The sequence below is a fragment of the Pseudomonas sp. P116 genome, assembly GCF_020149425.1.
Lineage (GTDB): Bacteria > Pseudomonadota > Gammaproteobacteria > Pseudomonadales > Pseudomonadaceae > Aquipseudomonas > Aquipseudomonas anatoliensis.
The window spans coordinates 768,184-787,989 of record NZ_JACVHB010000002.1 but is presented as its reverse complement, the minus strand read 5'-3'; the positions used below and the strand labels follow the sequence as shown (position 1 = coordinate 787,989).

Genomic DNA, 19,806 nt, shown 5'->3' with positions numbered 1-19,806 from the left:
CGAAAGACCCACCAACAGGGTCACGATACCGGCCAGGCAAAGCCCGGCGAGCAGGGTGATTTTCCATTGGATGGAAAGTTGTCTGAGCGACATGGAGACGTCCTTATTTCGATAAGTATCTGAGACTTTGCACTGTAGCGGCCGTAAAACGGCTTTCTTTATCCCGCAAACACAATATGGCGGATTGCCGCAGGTTATGGCTGCGACCCGTTGATGAGGCTGATTCTGTGGCGAGGGGATTTATCCCCTGTAGGAGCTGCCGAAGGCTGCGATCTTTCGATCTATCTTTCGATGCGAAAAAACAAAGTCAAAAGATCGCAGCCTTCGGCAGCTCCTACACGGTTCTTCATCGGGTGCTGCGTCGTGATTCGGTCGCTTGCTTTGACACCACCGCCACTCTGCGGCACAGTGCGCGCCCTTCTAATAAGACCCTCTTTGCAATCCGCCGGTTGACCTTTGGCGGACTCATCCTGTCTGGCGGTCGGTTTTCCACCGCAGTGTTTTTTGAGGTAATGAAATGAATGCAGTCATAGCGGCGGTTGGCATCATGCTGATTCTCAGCCTGTCCCGCGTGCACGTGGTGATCGCTTTGATCGTCGGCGCGCTGGTTGGCGGCCTGACCGGTGGTCTGGGCATCGATGCCACGCTCAAGGCGTTCAACAGCGGCTTGGGCGGCGGGGCGACGGTGGCGTTGTCCTACGCATTGCTCGGCGCTTTCGCCGTGGCGATTGCCAAGTCGGGCCTGGCCCATGCGCTGGCCGACAAGGCGCTGGCGATGGTCGACCGCCAGCACAGTACCGGTGGCGGCAACGTCAAATGGCTGCTGATCGGCCTGTTGTGGGTGGTGGCGATTGCCTCGCAGAACATTCTGCCGATCCACATTGCGTTCATTCCGTTGCTGGTTCCGCCGCTTCTTTATGTACTGACCAAGCTGCAACTCGACCGCCGCTTGATCGCCTGCGTCATGACTTTCGGTCTGATCACGCCGTACATGTTTCTGCCGGTGGGTTTCGGCAACATCTTCCTCAATGAAATTCTGCTGGCCAACGTTGCACGCAGCGGCGTCGACATCAGCGGCATCAACGTCACCCATGCCATGGGCATTCCGGCGCTGGGCATGGTGTTCGGTCTGGCGATGGCCTTCATCAGCTACCGCAAGCGGCGCGTATATGACCTGGCGAAGATCGAGCAGGTCGAGCAAGTGGCGGTGCAGTACAACCCGCTGAGCCTGATGATTGCCGGCGTGGCGATTGCCGCCGCGTTCATCGTGCAGTTGCTGCTCGACTCTATGATTATCGGGGCGCTGGTGGGCTTCCTGATCTTCTCGGTGTCGGGCATCGTCAAATGGCGCGACACCGATGATCTGTTCACCGAAGGCATGAAGATGATGGCGATGATCGGTTTCATCATGATCGCCGCCTCAGGCTTCGCCGAAGTGATGAAGGCCACTGGGCAGGTACAAACCCTGGTCGAGTCGTCGGCGTCGTGGATCAATCACAGCAAGGGCGTGGGTGCGCTGTTGATGTTGCTGGTCGGATTGCTGGTGACCATGGGCATCGGTTCGTCGTTTTCCACGGTGCCGATTCTGGCGGCGATTTTCGTGCCGCTGTGCGTGCAACTGGGCTTCAGCCCGTTGGCCATCGTCTGCATTGTCGGCACTGCCGGTGCGCTGGGCGATGCCGGTTCGCCGGCCTCGGACTCGACCCTGGGCCCGACCTCCGGCCTGAACATCGACGGTCAGCATCACCATATCTGGGACACCGTGGTGCCAACTTTCCTGCACTACAACCTGCCGCTGCTGGCGTTCGGCTGGGTGGCCGCGATGGTGTTGTAACCGCTGAACCCTGTGGGAGCGGGCTTGCCCGCGATGGCGTCGACACATTCAACAATTATGTGGCAGACACACCGCTATCGCGGGCAAGCCCGCTCCCACAGGGTGATGAGGTGTCTGCTGACTCAACTTTTGACCTGGCGTGCCGTTAAAGCCTTTAACCACGCCAATAAAACCAAAAGAGTGAGCACCCCCAATGCGCCTGAGCCTCAAGGCTAAAGTCCTCTCCCTCGCCGTCCTCCCGGTATTGCTCTTTGCGCTGGTCATCAGCCTGACCACGCTGTTCATTCTTCAGGAACAGGCGCGCGAAGAGGTCGAACAGACTCGCGAGCGCCTGCTCGGCGACGCCAAAGCCACTCTGCAAAGTTACGTCGCCGTGGCCATGACCACGATCAAACCGCTGTACGACGCTGCCGCCCCCGGCGATGAAGCGGCGCGCGCGCAGGCGATCAAATTGCTGTCGGGGATTCGCTACGGCAAGGACGGCTACTTCTTCGGCTACGACTCCGAAACCGTGCGCCTGTTCAAGGCCAACGATCCCGAAGGCGTGGGCAAAAGCTTCAAGGACAACCGCGATCCGAATGGCGTCTACGTCAACCTCGGCCTGGTGAAAGTGGCGAAGGACGGCACGCATTACCTGCAATACAGCTCGCCGCTGCCGGGCAACGCGAAGGTGCTGGTGCCGAAACTCGGCTACACCGAATACCTCGCGAAGTGGGACATGGCGGTCGGTACCTCGGTCAACCTCGACGGCATCGAAGCGCAAGTGGCGTTGGTCGAAACGCAGGTGCAGGAACGCATGCAAGGCGTGGTGCTGAGCATCGTCGGCGTGGCGGTGGTGGTGCTGCTCGTTATTGCGGCGGTGGGGATGCTGCTGGCCAATACCATTTTGCGTCCGCTGACCCAGATGAAAGCCAACCTCGATGACATCGCAGCAGGCGAGGGTGACCTGACACGCCGCCTGAACATCACCAGCCAGGACGAACTGGGTGAACTGGCCGGCTCGTTCAATCGCTTCGTCGACAAGATTCATGGCCTGGTGCGGCAGATCACCGAGATGACCACGCAACTGACCGGGTTGGTGACGCAGGTCTCCGATCAGGCCCAGCGTTCGGATCAGGCGATGGAGCGTCAGCGCCACGAGACCGATCAGGTCGCCACGGCGATCAACGAAATGTCCGCCGCCGCCCAGGAAGTCGCCAAGAGCGCGCAGAACGCCGCCGTGGCCGCACAGCAGACCGACGAAGAAGGCCAGAGCGCCAAACGCGTGGTCGCGGGCAGCATCAAACAGATTCATGCGCTGGTGGATGACATCCGCAGCAGTGGCGTGTCGCTGGACAGCCTGCAACAGGACGTCAGTTCGATTGTCGGCGTGCTCGGGGTGATCCGTTCGATTGCCGAGCAAACCAACCTGCTGGCACTGAACGCGGCAATTGAAGCGGCGCGGGCCGGTGAGGCCGGGCGTGGGTTTGCAGTGGTGGCGGATGAGGTGCGTGCGCTGGCCAGTCGTACGCAGATCAGCACCCAGGAAATTCAGGCGATGATCGATCGCTTGCAGGCGGGCACGCAATCGGCGGTCGAGGCGATGCGCCGTTCCAGCGAGGCGGGTGACGGTACATCGGCGCAAGCCAATCAGGCCGGGGCTTCGCTGGACGCGATGGCGGAATTGATTGCGACCATCAACTCGATGAACGCGCAGATTGCCAGCGCTGCCGAAGAACAGACGGCGGTGGCCGAAGAGATCAACCGCAGCGTGCATCAGATTGCGGTGGCGGTGGATAGCGTGGCGGATGAAACGCAGCTGGGGGCGCAGACTTCGCGCAGTCTGGCGGATCTCGGCCAGCGGTTGGGCAAGCTTGTTGGACAGTTCCGAATCTAGGAGCCGTACACAAACCCCTGTAGGAGCTGTCGAAGGCTGCGATCTTTTGATTTTGCTTTTCAGAAGATCAAAAGATCGCAGCCTGCGGCAGCTCCTACAGGGATGGTGTAGTCCTCAAGGTCTGTCCCAGTAAGGCACTTCGCCAAAACACTCGACATAGAAATCAATCACCGTCCGCACCTTCACCGACAACCGCCGGCTCCCCGGCCACAGCACCGCGATCTGCTGCGGTTCCAGACTGTTCGACACCTGATATTCGCCCAGCACTGGCACCAGCGTGCCTTCGCGCACCGCTTCGCCAATCAGCCATGACGGAAACATCACCAACCCCAGCCCCTGTTCGGCAGCCTGGGTGAGGGTGTCGGCGTGGTTGCCGGTGATCGGCCCCCTCACCGAATAGGGCGTCCAGTCGCCTTGATCCTGACGGAAAAACCAACGCTGCAAGCCAGTCGCGCCTTTGTAGGCCAGACACTGATGTCGTGCGAGATCATCGGGATGTTGCGGTGTGCCGTGACGTTTCAGGTAGGCCGGGCTGGCGGCGACCTGAAAGCGGTGCGGCGCAATTATCCGCGCCTGCATGCTTGAATCGTGCAGCGGGCCGATGCGAAACAGCAGGTCTGCACCCTCCTGCAACGGGTCGACGTAATGGTCGGTTTGCTGAATGTCCAGTTGCAGCTTCGGGTAACGGGCGCACAACTGACCGAGCCACGGCGTCAGATGCCGTTGACCAAACACCACCGGGGCGTTGATCCGCACAAGGCCGGTGGGTTCGCTTTGCTGTTCCTGCAAGGCTTGTTCGGCTTCTTCCAGTTGCACCAATACCAGGCGCGCATGGTGGCCGAGCATGCGCCCGGCTTCGGTCGGCGTGACTGCGCGCGTGTGGCGATAGAGCAATTGCTGGTTCAGCGCTTGTTCCATCAACTGGATCTGCCGCGAGATGGAGGAGGGCGCCACGCCCTCGCGACGGGCGACTTCGGAGAAGCTGCCGTGGTCGAGCACTGCGACAAACAGTCTGAGTGCCTTGAAACCGAGTTCATTGAGCCCGTGCATGGGTCATCCTGCTGTGCGAGTTGCGCAAAAGTGTTGTCCGGACGCTCCCATTTATCGCACAGCGAAGCCAGTCGATAATCCGCGCCATCGTTTACTTGCACAGGTTTTGGTTATGCAGACGTTGGATGAGGTGAGTGTTAGCGCGCCAGTGGCCAGGCCGTGGTTGCGTTTGTTGTTGCTGCCGCTGGTGATTCTGGCGGGCATGGGGCTGTCGGTGGAGGCGGGTTTGCTCGGGCCGTTGGGGGTGCAGGTCGGACATTTGTGGGCGACCTTGAGCATCTTTGGCGTCGGCTCGGCGATTCTGTTCTTGCTGCTGTTGTTCGCCGGCCCGCAAAAGGGCCCTGCGTTCACCGATCTGCCGCGCTGGCAGTTGATCGGCGGGTTTCTGGGGCCGATGTATGTGGTGGTTTTGACGTTGGCGACGCCGCATATCGGTATTGCGATGACGATGATCGCGATTCTGTCCGGGCAGGTCGGCAAGAGTGTCTTGATCGATCATTTCGGCTGGTTCGGGGCGACGCGCAAGAAGGTTAACGCTGAGCGTTGGCTGGCGTTGGGGTTGATTGTGGTGGCACTGGTTTTGATTGCGCGGGGGTGAGTGATGAGTTTGATTATTTTGTTGGCAGTGGTGGTATTGGCCGGCGCGGTGTTGAGTGTGCAGGCGGCGATCAATGGGCGTTTGGGTGAAACCGTTGGTGTATTGCGCAGCAGTTTGCTGACGTTTGTGGTGGGTGCGGTGGTGACCGGGTTGTTGATTTTGTTTTTTGAGCCGGCGCAGGCGGTGAGTCTGCTGGATGTGCCCAAGTGGCAGTTGATGGGGGCTCTGTTTGGGGTGGTTTATATGATGGTGATGGTGGGCGCGGTGCCTGTGGTGGGGACGGCTGTGGCGACTGTGGCTGTCATTGTCGGGCAGCTTGGGATGGGGATGTTGATTGATAATTTTGGCTGGTTGGGGAATCCGGCGATTGAGCTTTCTTCGAGTCGGGTTTTGGCGATGGGTTGTTTGGGGTTGGCTTTGGTTTTTATGTATCGCAGTAGTGTTCGGTCTTCTGACTGATTGTTTTTGGTGTACATATCCGTTGCTGCGGTGATGGCTGCTTAGGGTTCCGCCCTTACGGCGGGTCACTTTTTCCAGACGCCGAAAAAGTAACCAAAAAGGCTTTACCCTGACGTACGGCCCTCGCTGTGGCTCGGGTTCCTTCGCTGCGGAATTGATCCGGGGGCATCGCCTCCGGTTTGCTTCGCTGCACCTCCTCTCGATGTGTTTGGTTGCGCCAAACGGTCGCTGCGCTCCCACCCCCGGATCAATCCCTTCACTCAGCCTTCCGACGGGCTTCCAGATCAAGATCAAGAGCTGCACTCGAGCTAACGCTCATTGTGTTGAGTAGTGGGAGAGCATGCGGTCGGCTTTTGTTCGGTGTTGGATTCACCCCTCACCCCAGCCCTCTCCCCGAGGAGAGGGAGCCGATTTGTGAGGCTTTCAGAATCTGAGTTCGACTCGGTATCCCAGGTCGGCATAGCTCTGCCAAACACCTCACCCTAGCCCTCTCCCTCCGGGAGAGGGCTAGGGTGAGGGGCTCTTGATCTGGCTTTTGATGTTGCTCTTGCTCTTAGCCCCCATCGGCAGGCCGAGCGGAGGTGTTCATCCGGGGGGCAGGCGCGCAGCGCCGTGCGGCGAAGCCGCATACATCGAGAGGAGGTGCAGCGAAGCAAACCGTAGGCGATGCCCCCGGATGGACGCCGTAGCGAGGGAACACTGAGCCTCAGCGAAGTGCCGTACGCCGGGGGCAAAGCCTTTTGGTTCCTTTTTGGCGTTTGAAAAAGGGACTCGCTGTAAGAGCGAAACCGCCAGCCGCAACACCCGTAGCAACGGATATGCTCACAACTCCCAAAAACCAAAAACCAAAAACCAAACACAAACAAAATCAAAAGATCGCAGCCTTCGGCAGCTCCTACACTGTTGTTTACGGCTTGCATTCAAGCCTCAGACAACCACAACCCAAGGAGTCTGTCCCATGCCTGATAGAAAATGCGATTGTCCCGGATGTAAATGCACCATCAAAGACGGCGAGCATGCGTACGCTGTGCACGGCAAGCACTACTGCTGCGAGGCCTGCGCCCACCACCACAAGGGGGGCGAGGAATGTTCAAGCAAGGGCTGCCAGTGCGCGCATCCCAAGTAAACGTACCCATAAAAAAGTGGAGCCTAATCAGGCTCCACTTCCAGTTTCAGGCTGTCATCTTCCAGCCGCTCGGTATGGCGCACCGTACCTTGTAGCAATCGACCGTCAACCCTGACCACGACGGTTTTCGCCTGCTCAAGATCTTCAGGCAACGGTGCCGGCACCCTCAGCGCGAAGCGAAACGGATTATCTTCGACGGGTTCAAGTCCTACCGGGCAGTCGACACTTTTGGTGATACGCCCGAACAAACTGTCCAGGCCGTAATCCAGATGTGCCGGGCTAATGAGGTGGGTCATTGTGCATTCCCCCGAATGATGTCGATTACTGTGCGCAGCTTAGCTGGTCGGTCGCCAGACGACGTTTTCCACGCCGAATTTTTCCGCCATCGGTTTACTGGTCTTCTGCACCTTTTCCCGACCGAAACGCGGGATCCGGCCTACGCCGGCGTCGCAACTCGCCCAATGCCAAGCCTCGGCGTTGTCCATCTTGTCCGAGCGGATAATGAAGGACTTGGGCGTGCCGTGAAGGGTGTAGTCGATGACATAAAGTTTTGCGTTGTTCATAAAGCCCGTATTCCTCCCTGTGGTAATAGAAGGATCGCGGCGCACCGGGAAAATTCACTCGGATTGTCCGACGGTATCTACCCCGATCTGACGGGAGCTACCGATGGCTGCGATCCAGTGATCACTTACCGGTCAGAACTGATACCCGATCCCCGCGTAATACCCCCAACCATTCGAACGCGCGCGGAAATTACCGTCGCCGAAATTCAGCTCGCTGCCGTCCTCCCAGTTGCCGCCGTTGTGGAAATAACGCCCGACCAGGGTGAAGCGCAAATGGGTGAAGGAGTAGAGCAACACGTTGGTCGCCACCGTCGCGTTGGCGGTGCGTGCCGGGTTGTCCTTGTGGATGTCGGAGCCGAAATCGAAGTTGGTGAAGCCGATGTAGGTCAGCGAGGCACCGTTGCTGAATTTGTCGATGGGGATGATGTACTTGAGCTGCGCGCGGTAGCCGTCCCATGAATATTCGTTGCTCGCGCCGTAGTTTTCCCACTGGTAACGCCCGTACAGGTTGGCCGACAGGTTGACCCGCGAATGGGTGTCGATGTCGGTGCCGAAACCGCTGTAGAGGGTGTTGGCACGATTTTCTTTGCGGCTGCCGTGGTCGTAGATCCAGTCGAAGGCAACATACCATTCCTTGAACGGGCCGATAGCCAGGCTGCGGCCGGCGAGGTAGTCGATGGAGATCCGCGGTTCGTGCTCCATGAATACCGGCGAGCCGTGGTCCCAAACGCCTTTGTCGTGGCTGTTGCCGATGTTGAAGATTTTCGGCACGTCGATATAGCCGTACAGCTCGAACGGGCCCTTGCGCCCGAAGTATTCATATTCCAGGTAGATGTCGTCGGCCGGTTGCGGGCCGAAGCTGATGTCTTTGCTGCCGATCAGGGTCAGGTCCTGGTTGTACCAGTCCGACAGGTAAGCGCCTTTTTTCGGCGGGCTGGCTTCAGGGCTGAGGGTTTCGCCTTGGGCGGAGTCGTCGGGCAGAGCCGGTTGCGCAAATGCGCTTTGACTGAGAACTCCGGTAACGCCAGTCAGTAGCAAGGAAACAGCAAACGTGCGCGATAGGGGCGCGCGAAGAAGGGAAGCGACGTGCATGCAAAGTCCTTTTTTTGCGGATCAAGGCCCGAATTTTTTGGGCCTGGCAGATGTGTGGCGAAAATGCCGTGATTGACGGTTCGCAAACGTTTGCATAAGGCGTACCAGTTTTCTTCCTGCGGCCCTGTAGGAGCTGCGGCACGCTGCGATCTCTTGATCTTGATGTTCACAAGCAACATCAAAAGATCGCAGCGTGCCGCATCTCCTACAGAGGGATGTGTTACGGCCAGTTCCCCGTATTCACAGGCTGAAAGCCCTGATTTAGAGGGCCTAGTATTAAAGTATTAACACCATTTAATCCGCTCCCATTTGCGCGGCTCTACTAGCGTTGTCAGCAATCAACGGTTTTGTGATGACCGTCGCAGTCTTGATGCGCGTGTGGAATTAGCACGACTCACACGCTTTCAAGGAAGAATTGGCCACGACAAGGAGTAGCCCGTGGGAGTAAGGTCCGGTGTCGCCCTCGTTTCGCGTTTTTCCCCTCTTTCCCTTGCTGTGCACCTGAGCGTCGCCGGACTGTTGTTCGGCGCAGTGAGCACGCCGGCGCTGGCCACCTGTTCCACCGCAGGTTCTACGGTGACCTGTACCGGCGTGCCGAGCCTGCCGCTGTTTCTTAACAACTTCAACAGCGCTACCAGCGGCCTCACGGTCAACGTCAACAGTGGGGCGCAGATGAACGCGACCCTGGGCGGCCACGTGATGGACCTGACCGGGGTGAACATCACCCTCAACAACTCCGGCACACTTGATCCGGCATTACTGGGTCTGGTCTCGGTATTGAGTGGCGGTGCATTCATTGGGACCGGCGCGACGAGTACGGTCAGCGTGCTCAACAACGCCAGCGGCATCATTCGCGGCACCGGCATGTTGCTCGGGCTCAACCTGACCAGCATCGACGGCCTGGGCATTGCGGTTAACAACGCGGCGGCCGGTACCACCAGCATCACCAACAACGGCACCATCACCTCCACGGGATTATCAATTGGGGGCATCACCCTGGCCGATACCCCGGTGGTGGGGGTCTACGGTGGCTCGCAAGTCAACATGACCAACAGCAGCACCGGCGTCATCAACGGCCGGATCGCGTTTGAAACGTCGGCGGCGGGCAATACGTTTACCAACGCCGGCGCGATTACCGGCGGCGTGTCGATGGGCGCAAGCAGCACCAACACGTTCACGGCGATTACCGGTTCTTCGGTGCAGGTCGGTGACGGTATTCAGGTTTCGGTGGGGCTCGGTGGCCTGATCGGCATCAACCTGACCTTCGCCCCGACCGGCACCGTCGATGGCGGCGCAGGCGGCACCAACAGTCTGATCCTGCAGAACCCGATCGGCGTCGGCGGCGGCACCACCGGGGTCGGCACGGCGTCGAGCGCCACCTACATAAACTTCAACAACCTGACCATCAACAGCGGCACCTGGACCCTGCAGGGGCCACTGGTCAGTGGCGCGACTACGCTCAATGGCGGCGTCGCCCAGTTCAACAACAACGCCACGTTTGGCAGCGGGGTGATCACCTCCAACGGCGGGATTTTGCAGGCGAGCAACGCCGGGTTGAACGTCAGCAATCTGATCTCGTTGGGCGCCGGCGGCGTGACAGTGCAAGGCACCAATGCAACAACCCTGAGCGGGGTGATTTCCGGCAGCGGTGGCCTGACCAAGGTCGGTGCCGGCCAGTTGAACCTCAGCGCGGCCAATACCTATCTGGGCAACACCGCGCTCAACGGTGGCACGGTACAGGTCAGCAACAATCAGGCCTTTAGTACCGGCACCCTCAATGTGACCGGCGCAACTACCGTGAGCGCCCCCGGCACGATCAGCCTGAACAACGCCATCAACCTCGGCGGCACATTGACGGCTGGCGGCACGGGAGCGCTGACCCTTGGCGGCCTGATCAGCGGCGCAAGCGGGCTGACCAAAACCGGCACCGGCAGCCTGACCCTCAGCGGCGCCAACAGCGGTTACACCGGCACCACTACCCTGAGTGCCGGCAGTTTGCTGGTGACCAACAACAATTCGCTGGGCAGCGGAGCGCTCACCACTGCTGCCGGCACCAGTCTCGACAGCACCGCCAACGTTACGCTGGCCAACAACATCGCCATGACTGGCGCGCTGAACGTGCTCGGCAGCAATGCCTTGACCCTGGGCGGCATTTTGTCCGGCACCGGCGCCATCACCAAAAGCGGCACCGCCAGCCTGACCCTGACCGGCAATAACACCAACGCCGGCACCACCTTGCTCAACGCTGGCAGCCTGTTCGTCGGCAGCAACACCGCGCTCGGCACGGGCGCACTGAATGCGGCGGCCGGCACCACGCTGGATGCGACCGCTGCCGTGACCCTCGCCAACGCCGTCGCGCTGGCGGCGGATCTGACCATCGGCGGCACGCAGGCGTTGGGTCTGAGCGGCGTCATCAGTGGTGCCGGCAACCTGATCAAGAACGGTACCGCCGACCTGACCCTCAGCGGCAACAATACGTTCTCCGGCGGCACTGCGCTCAACGCCGGTACGCTGATTGTCGGCTCCAACACTGCGCTGGGTACGGGTGCCTTGACGACCGCGGCGGGCACCAAGCTTGATGCCAGCAGCGCGGTTGCATTGACCAACGCCGTTTCCCTGGGTGGCGATCTGGAGGTCCGTGGCAGCGCTGACCTGACCCTCGGCGGCGTTATCAGTGGCAGTGGCGGGCTGACCAAGCGCGGCTTCACTAACCTGACTCTTAACGGCGCCAACACCTATCTTGGCGATACCACGCTGGCCGCCGGTACCCTCACCGTGGGCAATGCTACTGCGTTGGGCAGCGGTGCGCTGAACGTCATCGATGTTTCAGCACTGGACAGCAACACCGCCGTCAACCTGAGCAATAACGTCAACCTCAACAGCAGTGCCCTGACCATCGGCGGCAGCAGCGGCCTGACCCTCTCCGGCGTGATCAACGGCGCCGGTCAGTTGCTCAAGAATGGCGCGGCCAACCTGACCCTGAGCGGCGCCAACACGTTCACTGGCGGCACCACGTTGAACGCCGGCAGTCTGACTGTCGGCAATGGCGCAGCACTCGGCACTGGCGCACTGACCGTGGCCGGGGCGGGCACCCTCAACAGCAGCTCGGCGCTGACCCTGAACAACGCGATTACCCTCAACGCCAACCTCACCGCCGGCGGCGCCAACGCGCTCACCCTCGACGGCGTGATCAGTGGCGCCAACGGTTTGATCAAGACGGGCGCGTCGAGCCTGACCCTCAACGGCGCCAACACCTACACCGGTACCACGGCGCTGAACGCCGGTTCGCTGATCGTCGGTTCCAGCACCGCATTGGGCACGGGCAGCGTAAACGCGGCGAATGGCACAACACTGGATGCCAACGCTGCGGCGACCCTGGCCAACAACCTCAACCTCGGCGGCACGCTGACCCTGGGCGGCACCAATGCGCTGACCCTCGACGGCGTGGTCGCCGGTATCGGTGGGCTGGTCAAGAACGGCGCCGCCGACCTGACCCTCAACGGCGCCAACACCTATTTTGGCAACACCGCCCTGAACACCGGCAAACTGATCGTCGGCAGCAACACCGCGCTGGGCTCTGGCACATTGAACGCGGCGGCAGGCACCACGCTGGACGCCAACACCGCCGTCAGCCTGAACAACGCGGTGGCATTGGCCGGTGCCTTGAACGTCGGCGGCACGGCGAATCTGACCCTGACCGGTCTGGTCAGCGGCGCTGGCAGTCTGGTGAAAGACGGCGCCGCCAATCTGATTCTCAACGCGGCCAACAACTTCATCGGCGGCACGACTTTGAACGCCGGCACATTGACCGTCGGCAACAGTTCGGCGCTGGGCACTGGTGCCTTGTCCGTTGGCGGCGCGGCGACGCTGGACAGCAATTCGCCGCTGGTCAGTCTCAGCAACGCTGTCGTCCTCAATGCGGCACTGACCGTCGGCGGTACGCAGAACCTGACCCTCGGCGGCATCACTAGCGGCACCGGGCAGTTGATCAAGAGCGGCGCGGCCAACCTGACGCTCAACGGCAACAACACCTTCAGCGGCGGCACCGCGCTCAATGCCGGCACCCTGACGCTGGGCAATGCCAACGGTTTGGGCAGCGGTGGGTTGATCGTCGGTGGCGCAGCGACGCTGGATAACAGCGCTTCCTTCGGGATCGGCAATGCGATCACGTTGAACGCCGGGTTGACCGTCGCGGGTAACAACGACTTGAGCCTCAACGGCATTATCGACGGTGCCGGCAGCCTGACCAAAAACGGTCTGTCAGACCTGACCCTGGCCGGCAACAACACCTTTACCGGCGCGCTGAACATTGTGTCCGGTAGCGTCACGACGTTGAACACCAATGCGCTGGGCAACACCTCCGGCGTCAACGTCAGCGCCGGCGCCGGGCTGAATCTGGGCAGCGACGCCAGCCTCGGCGCGCTGACCGGTAGCGGCAGTGTGCAGCTCACCGGCAGCAACACGCTGACCGTCGGCAGTGGCAACGTCACCAGCACGTTCGACGGCGACCTCAGCGGCAGCGGCGGCCTGGTCAAAGTCGGCACCGGCACCTTGAACCTCACCGGGATCAACGGCATCACCGGCGATACCGCGATCAACAGCGGCATCGTGAACCTCAGCGGTTCGCTGGCCAGCGCGCTGATTAACGTCAATACCGGCGGTACCCTGACCGGTACCGGTTCGGCGCTCGGTGCCGTCAACGTCAACAGCGGCGGCCATCTGGCGTTGTCGTCGGGCAATCAACTGTCCGCCGGTGCGCTGACCCTCGCGGCCGGCAGCAATGTTGATGTGGCACTGGGGACACCGTCGACCGCGTCGTTGATGAATGTCGGCGGCAACCTCACCCTCGACGGCAATCTCAACGTCACCGACGCCGGCGGTTTCGGCGTTGGCGTGTATCGCCTGTTCAACTACACCGGTGCCCTGACCGATCTGGGGCTGGATGTCGCAGGTGTGCCGGTCGGCTACGGCCTCGGCGACTTGATCGTGCAAACCGGTGTGGCCAATCAGATCAACATTCAAGTGTCGGCACCGAACGTGAACATCCGTTATTGGGATGGCAGCCAGACCATTGCCAACGGCGTCGTCGATGGCGGCAGCGGTACCTGGAATGCGGTCGGCACCAACTGGACCGATGCCAACGGTCTGGTCAATCAACCGTGGGCCGGCGACTTCGCGGTATTCCAGGGCACGGCGGGTACGGTGACGGTCAACGGCACGCAAGCGTTCACCGGCATGCAGTTCCTCACCGATGGCTACAACGTAGTGAATGGCACGGCGGGGCAACTGACCGCCGTCAACGGCACCGGCGGCACCGCAGCGTTGCGGGTTGATCCGGGCGTGACCGCGACCATCGGCGCCAATATCGATGGCAGCGGCATCCTCAACAAACTCGATACCGGCACCCTGGTGCTCAACGGCGCCAACACCTACAGCGGCGGCACGCAACTCGACGGCGGCAAGATCGTCGTTGGCAGCAACACCGCGCTGGGCAGCGGCACACTGACCGCCAACGCCGGCACGCAACTGGACAGCAACGCTGCGGTGACTCTCGGCAACGCTGCGACCCTTAATGGCAACCTCACCGTAGTCGGCAGCAATGCGCTGACGCTCAACGGCGTGATCGGCGGTACTGGCGGCCTGATCAAAACCGGCGCGGCCAACCTGACGCTCGGCGGCAACAATGCCTTCCTCGGGCCGGTGGCGCTGAATGCCGGCGGACTGATTCTGGCGTCGAACTCGGCACTGGGTTCAGGCACGCTGAACGCGGCGGGCGGCACCACGCTGGATGCGAGCACGGCGGTGGCGGTGAATAACGCGGTCAACCTGGCGGGTAACCTCGGTATTGGCGGCACGGCGGATCTGACGCTTGCCGGCACGATCAATGGTGCTGGCAGCCTGACTAAAAACGGTGCGTCCAACCTGACCCTGAGCGGCAATAACAACTTTCTCGGCGGCATCAACCTGAGCGCCGGCACCCTGACCGCGGGCAGTAACTCGGCGCTAGGGCTGGGCAACCTCACCGTGGCCGGCGCCTCAGCGCTGGACAGCAACAGTGCGCTGAGCCTGGGCAACAACATCGTGCTCAACGCCAACCTGAGCAACACCGGCAGTAATAACCTGACCCTCGCGGGTGTGGTCAGCGGCGCTGGCGGACTGATCAAGGACGGCGCGTCGAACCTGACGCTTAACGGCATCAACACCTTCACCGGCGGCACTACGCTGAACGCCGGTACGCTGACCATCGGCACTGGCTCCTCGCTGGGTTCCGGCGCGCTGACCGTTGCAGGTGCATCGACCCTCGACAACGCCGCACCGCTGGTGCTGGCCAACAATATCAACGTCAATGCCAATTTGAGCTTCATTGGCAACAGCGGCCTGACGCTGGGCGGTGTGATCGCCGGCGCTGGCACGTTGACCAAGAACGGTCTGGCGGTATTGACGCTCAGTGGCAACAACACCTTTAACGGCCTGATCGATGTACTGGCCGGCAGCCTGAACACTGTCGGCAGCACCGCGCTGGGTGATAACGCCGCCGTCAATCTTGCCGTCGGTACCACGCTCAACATCGGCGATTCGACCAGCATCGGCAGCCTGACCGGTGACGGTACGGTTGGCATCGGTGACTTTGACACCCTGAGCATCGGAGGCAACAACCAGAGCAGTACATTCGCTGGCGTCCTCATGGACGGCATCGATCCGGGTGGGTTGACCAAGCTGGGCAGCGGTACATTGACCCTTACCGGCAACAACACCCTCACGGGTGACACCAACGTCAACGCCGGCACCTTGCAGGTCAACGGTTCGCTGGCCAGCGTCAATGTATTGGTCAACAACGGCGGCACACTCGGCGGCAGCGGCACGTTGACCAGTGCGGTGACCGTGGCCGATGGCGGACATCTGGCGGGTGTCACCGGCAGCACCTTGTCGGTGGATTCGCTGGTGTTCAACGGCAACTCCAACTTCGACGTCGGCCTCGGTACGCCGGTGTCTGGTGGCGGTAACGCGCTGGTCAACGTCGGCGGCAACCTGACCCTCGATGGCACACTCAATGTCAGCGACATCGGTGGTTTTGGCAGCGGCGTGTATCGCCTGATCAACTACACCGGCGGCCTGACCGACAACGGCATGCTCATCGGCACCGTGCCGGGCAGCGTCACCCCGGGCGATCTGACTCTGCAAACCGCGGTGGCCAACCAGCTCAACCTGCTGGTCACCGCGCCCGCCGCCACCGTGCAGTTCTGGGACGGTAATCAACTGATCGCCAACGGCACGGTCGACGGTGGCAGCGGTACCTGGGGCACCGGCACCACCAACTGGACCGACGTCAACGGCACTACCAATCAGGGCTGGACCAGCAACTTCGCCGTGTTCCAGGGCGCGGCGGGCACGGTTACGGTCAACGGCGCGCAAACCATCACTGGCATGCAGTTCGTCACCGATGGCTACAGCCTGCAAAACGGCACAGCGGGATCGCTCAATCTGGTCAACGGTTCGCTCGGCAACGCCTCGGTGCGCGTCGATCCGAACGCCACGGCAACCGTCGGTGTAGCGCTCAACGGCGCAGGCACCCTCGGCAAATACGACACCGGCACACTGGTGCTCAACGCTGCCAACGGCTACACCGGCGGCACCGCGCTCAATGGTGGCACGATCGTGGTCGGTAATAACGCGGCGCTCGGCACTGGCGTGTTGACTGCAGCGGATGGCACTGCGCTGGGCAGCAACGCCGCTGTCAGCCTCGGCAATGATGTGGTGCTCAATGGAGGATTGAACGTCGCCGGCTCCAACGCCTTGACCTTGGGTGGAGTCGTCACCGGCAGCGGCAGTCTGATCAAGACTGGCGCATCGAGCCTGACCCTCAACGGCAGCAATACCTACGGCGGTGGCACTCAGCTCGCCGGCGGGTCGCTGATCCTCGGCAACAACAGCGCGATCAGTAGCGGTGCGCTCAACGTTACTGGCAACGGCACTCTGGACAGCACCTCGGCGCTGCAACTGGCCAACGCCATCAACCTTGGCGCCGAGCTGACGCTGGCCGGCAATCAGAACACCACGCTGATCGGCGCGGTAACGGGCACCGGCAGTCTGGTGAAAAACGGTACGGGCGAACTCGTGCTCAGCGGCGCCAACACCTACAGCGGTGGCACCACGCTGAACGGCGGCAGCACCCTTGGCGACACCAGCAGCCTGCAAGGTGCAATCGTCAACAACGCGGCGCTGACTTTCGAGCAAAACGCCGACGGCAGCTACACCGGCAACCTCACCGGTACCGGCACGCTGAACAAAACCGGCAGCGGCGAATTGCTGCTGACCGGCAACAACAGCTTCACTGGCAACACCTCAGTCCAGGCCGGCACCTTGACCGTCAACGGTGTGCTCAACAGCGCCAACGTTAACGTCGCCAGCGGCGCGCAGATTGGCGGTGGCGGTCAGTTGGGCGGTTCGCTGCAACTGGCCGACGGCGCGACGCTGGCCGGTGGCGGCACGGCGACGCCGCTGTCGGTCGGTGCGTTGGCGCTGTCTTCGGGGACTGATCTGGACTTCAGCCTCGGCTCTGCCGCCAGCTCGACCACGGTGGTCAATGTTGCCGGCAACCTGACCCTCGACGGCACGCTGAATATCAACAACGCCGGCGGTTTCGGCACCGGGGTCTATCAGCTGTTCAGCTACGGCGGCAGCCTGACCGACAACGGTCTGGTCTACGGCAGCCTGCCGGTATCGGCGGCCAACCTGACGCTGCAAACCGCCATTGCCAATCAGATCAATTTGCTGGTGCAAGGCTCGCCGGGTGAAGTGCAGTTCTGGAACGGCGGCACCACCAATCCTGATGGCAGCATCGGTGGCGGCAGTGGTGTGTGGGGGCCGGGTACCAACTGGACTGATCCGAGCGGTACTCAGGCACTCGGTGCCAACGGCCAATTCGCCGTGTTCGGCGGGCAGGCTGGCACTGTCACGGTGCAGGGCAATCAGAACTTCACCGGCCTGCAATTCCTCTCGGGCGGTTACAGCCTGGTGCCTGACGCTGGCGGCACACTGACTCCGGTCAATGGTGCGGACGGCAGCCTCGCACCGGTGCGGGTGAATGCCGGGGCGAGCACGGAAATCTCCGTGCCGCTGGTGGGCACGGGCGGTATTGAGAAGCTTGATTCCGGCACCTTGGTATTGAGCGGCGCTAACACTTACAGCGGGGGCACCACAGTCAGCGGCGGTACGCTGGTCGGTAATAGCACCAGTCTGCAAGGCAACATTCTCAACAACGCTTCGTTGGTGTTCCAGCAGAATACCGACGGTCGGTTCAATGGTGTGCTCAGTGGCCTCGGCGACATGGCCAAACGCGGCACCGGCACCTTGCTATTGACCGGTGACAACCCGTTCAGCGGCACCGTAGCGGTCGATCAAGGCGTGCTGCAAGTCGGCAGCCGCGCTGCGCGGGCCTCGTTCGGCGGGCAAGTCACTGTCGCCAACGGCGCCGCGCTCAGCGGTAATGGCAGCGTCGGTTCGCTGGTCAACAATGGTCTGGTGCAATCCGGAGCCGAGGCGGGCACTTTGAGTGTTGCCGGCAACCTGACCAATGCTGCCAACGGCGTGCTCGCCCTGACAGTCAGCTCGCCGACCGCGACGCCTTTGGCTGTCGGCGGCACTGCGACGCTGGGTGGCGGGTTACAAGTCAACGCTCTGGCGCCGTTCACCGGCAACACCACGTATTCGCTGATCACGGCGGGCGGCGGGGTGATCGGTACCTTCAGCGCTGCGGATCTACCGCAATACGCGTTCCTCGATTCGGCCCTGGTGTACGACGCCAACGCGGTAAACCTGGTGGTGAGCCGCAACGGCAACTCGTTCGCCGACGTCGCCGCCACGGGTAACCAGCGCAACACCGCTTCGGCGTTGTCGCGCAACGGTGCGGCCGGCGCTGCGTTGCAGAACGAGATCGTCAACCTCAGTGTCGCGGGTGCGCGTAATGCCTTCGACAGTCTGTCCGGGGAGATTCATGCCAGCACCGCCAGTGCGATCCTCGAGGATTCGCGTTACGTGCGCGAAGCCGTCAACGACCGCATGCGCCAGCCTTCGTGCAGTGCGCCGGATGATCCACGCCGAGCCCTGGCGCCAAGTGACAACCAACTGAGCAGCAACGGTTGCCATGGCGAAATGGTCGGCTGGGCTCGCGCACTTGGCGCGTGGGGTGAGTCGGATGGCGACAGCAACAGCGCCAGCCTCGACCGCAACCTCAGCGGCTTCATGCTCGGCACCGATAAGCAACTCGATGACCAGTGGCGCGTGGGCATGGCCGCCGGTTACACCCGCAGCGACCTTGATGCGCATGATCGTCGCTCGGATGCCACGGTTGAGAGCTACCACCTGGCTGCATATCTCAACTCGCAGTTCGATGCTTTGGCAGTGCGCCTCGGCGCGGCTTACAGCTGGCACGACATCGAGACCAAACGCGACGTCAGCGTCGGCACCTACAACGACCGTCTGGAGGCCAATTACGACGCCCGCAGCGCTCAGGTGTTCGGTGAAGTCGGTTACACAATGGAAGCCGCCGGCATTGCTCTGGAGCCGTTCGCGGGTCTGGCTTACGTCAACTACGACACCGACAAGGCCAAGGAAAAAGGCGGCGTGGGACGCCTGAAGGCTGATGCCGATCAGGACATCACTTTCTCCACCCTCGGCCTGCGCGCCGGCAAAGTCATCACCCTGGCCAACGGCGGGCAATTCACCCCGCGCGCTGCCATCGGCTGGCGACATGCGTTCGGCGACACCAAACCAGATGCCGACCTGACCTTCATCGACGGCGGCGCTTCGTTCAGCACCCAAGGCGTACCGATTGCCAAGGACAGCGCGATTGTCGAAGCGGGTGTGGACTTCCAGATCAGCCCGACCGGCAAACTGGGCATTGGTTATTCGGGGCAACTGTCGAACGACAACAACGACCATGCGATGACCGTCAGCTTCAGCCTTGGCTTCTGATTTAGGGTCGAAGCACTTTTAACCGCCCGCAAGGGCGGTTTTTTTTGGGTTAGAGCAAAAGATCGCAGCCTGCGGCAACTCCTACAGGGAAACGCGAATGCATGTGTAGGAGCTGCCGCAGGCTGCGATCTTTTGATCTGCTCCATGTGTCATTAAGCATTGTTGGGCCCACAGTTCACCTGCTGTGGATACAGGATTTGTGGCAGACAGAGTTCAATTGTGGGAGCCAGCCTG

The 19,806-nt window shown here is 61.5% G+C and carries 10 protein-coding genes and 1 pseudogene; 7 read left to right on the top strand and 4 right to left on the bottom strand.

The genetic code is table 11. From position 1 onward, the window contains the following. Nucleotides 1-517: 517 nt before the first annotated feature. The 3 genes and pseudogenes from ICA15_RS09900 to ICA15_RS28575 all read left to right on the top strand — a co-directional run bounded on the left by ICA15_RS09900 (nt 518) and on the right by ICA15_RS28575 (nt 3,710). The gene (locus ICA15_RS09900) at nt 518-1,834 is read left to right on the top strand and encodes a Na+/H+ antiporter family protein (protein ID WP_150605320.1); all 1,317 of its coding nucleotides are present in this window, start codon (nt 518-520) and stop codon (nt 1,832-1,834) included. A gap of 193 nt (nt 1,835-2,027) precedes the next feature. Then, a pseudogene (locus ICA15_RS28580) lies at nt 2,028-2,804 on the top strand (cache domain-containing protein); the annotation flags it as partial. An 84-nt stretch (nt 2,805-2,888) separates the two neighbouring features. Next, nucleotides 2,889-3,710 (top strand): methyl-accepting chemotaxis protein, encoded by an 822-nt coding sequence (locus tag ICA15_RS28575; protein WP_411959652.1) that lies wholly within the window; start codon nt 2,889-2,891, stop codon nt 3,708-3,710. Nucleotides 3,711-3,824: 114 nt separating this feature from the next. Here ICA15_RS28575 and ICA15_RS09890 read toward each other — a convergent pair whose 3' ends face one another. Continuing rightward, entirely contained in the window at nt 3,825-4,760 is a 936-nt protein-coding gene (locus ICA15_RS09890; RefSeq protein ID WP_150605318.1) for a LysR family transcriptional regulator, read from the bottom strand. A gap of 112 nt (nt 4,761-4,872) precedes the next feature. Here ICA15_RS09890 and ICA15_RS09885 point away from each other — a divergent pair, with 112 nt between their 5' ends. From ICA15_RS09885 to ICA15_RS09875, 3 genes are all read left to right on the top strand, one after another. Then, the gene (locus tag ICA15_RS09885; protein WP_150592418.1) at nt 4,873-5,358 is read left to right on the top strand and encodes a DMT family transporter; all 486 of its coding nucleotides are present in this window, start codon (nt 4,873-4,875) and stop codon (nt 5,356-5,358) included. 3 nt (nt 5,359-5,361) lie between these two features. After that, on the top strand, nt 5,362-5,817 hold the full coding sequence (locus ICA15_RS09880; protein WP_150618284.1) for a DMT family transporter: 456 nt from the start codon (nt 5,362-5,364) through the stop codon (nt 5,815-5,817). Nucleotides 5,818-6,775: 958 nt separating this feature from the next. Then, complete coding sequence (locus ICA15_RS09875; protein ID WP_080896040.1) at nt 6,776-6,943, top strand: metallothionein; 168 nt, start codon at nt 6,776-6,778, stop codon at nt 6,941-6,943. 23 nt (nt 6,944-6,966) lie between these two features. On the opposite strand, the gene ICA15_RS09870 is transcribed toward ICA15_RS09875, so the two are convergent. The 3 genes from ICA15_RS09870 to ICA15_RS09860 form a co-directional block, all read right to left on the bottom strand. Continuing rightward, the gene (locus ICA15_RS09870) at nt 6,967-7,239 is read right to left on the bottom strand and encodes a hypothetical protein (RefSeq protein WP_210553134.1); all 273 of its coding nucleotides are present in this window, start codon (nt 7,237-7,239) and stop codon (nt 6,967-6,969) included. Between the two features lie 39 nt (nt 7,240-7,278). Beyond that, complete coding sequence (locus ICA15_RS09865) at nt 7,279-7,506, bottom strand: DUF6555 family protein (RefSeq protein ID WP_034154602.1); 228 nt, start codon at nt 7,504-7,506, stop codon at nt 7,279-7,281. Between the two features lie 132 nt (nt 7,507-7,638). Further along, nucleotides 7,639-8,598, bottom strand: a complete 960-nt coding sequence (locus tag ICA15_RS09860) for a nucleoside-specific channel-forming protein Tsx (RefSeq protein WP_150605314.1) — start codon at nt 8,596-8,598, stop codon at nt 7,639-7,641. A 438-nt stretch (nt 8,599-9,036) separates the two neighbouring features. On the opposite strand from ICA15_RS09860, the gene ICA15_RS09855 reads away from it, so the two are divergent. Then, nucleotides 9,037-19,572, top strand: a complete 10,536-nt coding sequence (locus tag ICA15_RS09855; protein WP_210553133.1) for an autotransporter-associated beta strand repeat-containing protein — start codon at nt 9,037-9,039, stop codon at nt 19,570-19,572. Nucleotides 19,573-19,806: the final 234 nt, after the last annotated feature.

What these genes read in the sequence shown, in the direction of transcription:
- ICA15_RS09875 (WP_080896040.1), top strand. Translation starts at nt 6,776, where the DNA reads ATGCCTGATAGAAAATGCGATTGTCCCGGATGTAAATGCACCATCAAA.
- ICA15_RS09880 (WP_150618284.1), top strand. Translation starts at nt 5,362, where the DNA reads ATGAGTTTGATTATTTTGTTGGCAGTGGTGGTATTGGCCGGCGCGGTG.
- ICA15_RS09865 (WP_034154602.1), bottom strand. Translation starts at nt 7,506, where the DNA reads ATGAACAACGCAAAACTTTATGTCATCGACTACACCCTTCACGGCACG.
- ICA15_RS09860 (WP_150605314.1), bottom strand. Translation starts at nt 8,598, where the DNA reads ATGCACGTCGCTTCCCTTCTTCGCGCGCCCCTATCGCGCACGTTTGCT.
- ICA15_RS09870 (WP_210553134.1), bottom strand. Translation starts at nt 7,239, where the DNA reads ATGACCCACCTCATTAGCCCGGCACATCTGGATTACGGCCTGGACAGT.
- ICA15_RS28575 (WP_411959652.1), top strand. Translation starts at nt 2,889, where the DNA reads ATGACCACGCAACTGACCGGGTTGGTGACGCAGGTCTCCGATCAGGCC.
- ICA15_RS09890 (WP_150605318.1), bottom strand. Translation starts at nt 4,760, where the DNA reads ATGCACGGGCTCAATGAACTCGGTTTCAAGGCACTCAGACTGTTTGTC.
- ICA15_RS09900 (WP_150605320.1), top strand. Translation starts at nt 518, where the DNA reads ATGAATGCAGTCATAGCGGCGGTTGGCATCATGCTGATTCTCAGCCTG.
- ICA15_RS09885 (WP_150592418.1), top strand. Translation starts at nt 4,873, where the DNA reads ATGCAGACGTTGGATGAGGTGAGTGTTAGCGCGCCAGTGGCCAGGCCG.